Below are 1,196 nucleotides of genomic sequence, written 5' to 3'. Positions count from 1 at the left end.
GTCCATGCATGAAAACGCCCGGCGACTTTGACTGAATCGTTTTTGCAATGTCGCGTGTTGTCATCGTGGCGGCTAGTGTCATGTAGCCCCCAGTCAGTGCTTTACCCATGGTAATAATATCGGGAATGATGTCTGTGTGCTGATAGGCGAACATCTTTCCTGTGCGTCCGAAACCCGTTGCAATTTCATCAAAGATTAAAAGCACGCCGTATTCATCGCAGAGCGTGCGTAAACGGTTTAGGTAATCCGCTGAATAAAAACGCATGCCGCCTGCGCCTTGTACGATCGGCTCAATAATTACGGCTGCGATCTCGCTTTTGTTATCAATTAACAATTGCGTTAGTTCTCCGACATCCTCATCGGTACAAGGTTCGCCAAATGGCGTTTGCGGCGCGGGCGCAAAAAGATTTTTGGCCAGTGTTTTTTCGAACAAGGAGTGCATGCCGTTGACGGGGTCGCATACCGACATCGCGCCAAAAGTATCGCCATGATAGCCATTACGAACAGTTAGAAATCGTTGTTTATCGGGTTTACCTAGACTCGCCCAATATTGAATCGCCATCTTCATCGCCACCTCGACTGACACTGAGCCGGAGTCGGCAAAGAATACCGCGTTTAGGCGGTCGTCATGCACCTCAAGCAGCTTTTCGGTGAGTTCGATAGCGGGGTCATGAGTCAGTCCGCCAAACATCACATGGCTCATTTTCTCCAACTGGCTATTTAGCGCTGCATTCATAGCTGGATGGTTATAGCCATGAATGGTGCTCCACCAAGACGACATGCCATCAATAAGCTCTCTTCCATCTTTGAGTTTGATCTTGCAGCCTTTAGCAGAATCGACATGAAATATAGGGAGATCAGAGCCAATCGCGCTGTAAGGATGCCAAATATGTTCTTTGTCGGTCGAGTTATGCGAGCGGATAGTCATGTTAAACCTTGTATTGTTCGAGCTTATCTAGCGTTGCTTGAAAGCTATTTTCAAAAGAACAGTGTAACGTTAATGGCTCGTTGCTTATAGGATGAACCAAGTTGAGATCCGTGGCTGCGAGCATTAGTCGATCACAATTGAGTTCATCGCGAAACAGTCTATTGTGATTGCCTTTTCCATATTTCACGTCACCCGAAATAGGGTGACTGATATGTTTCATATGTCTGCGTAGTTGGTGTTTACGTCCAGTTCTAGGTTTTAGCTCTAC

At 46.8% G+C, this 1,196-nt stretch carries 1 protein-coding gene and 1 pseudogene; both read right to left on the bottom strand.

Annotation, left to right across the window (positions count from 1 at the left end; all coding sequences use genetic code 11):
* Positions 1–928 (bottom strand): adenosylmethionine--8-amino-7-oxononanoate transaminase (bioA, locus tag A3762_RS19530; RefSeq protein ID WP_068757214.1); only part of this gene is annotated, 928 nt, incomplete at its 3' end.
* Between the two features lies 1 nt (position 929).
* Positions 930–1,196 (bottom strand): annotated as a pseudogene (locus A3762_RS28480) (tRNA pseudouridine(65) synthase TruC); the annotation flags it as partial.

It is taken from the genome of Oleiphilus sp. HI0125 (genome assembly GCF_001635355.1).
The sequence above is the reverse complement of the archived record's forward strand: the minus strand, read 5'-3'. Positions and strand labels throughout refer to the sequence as shown.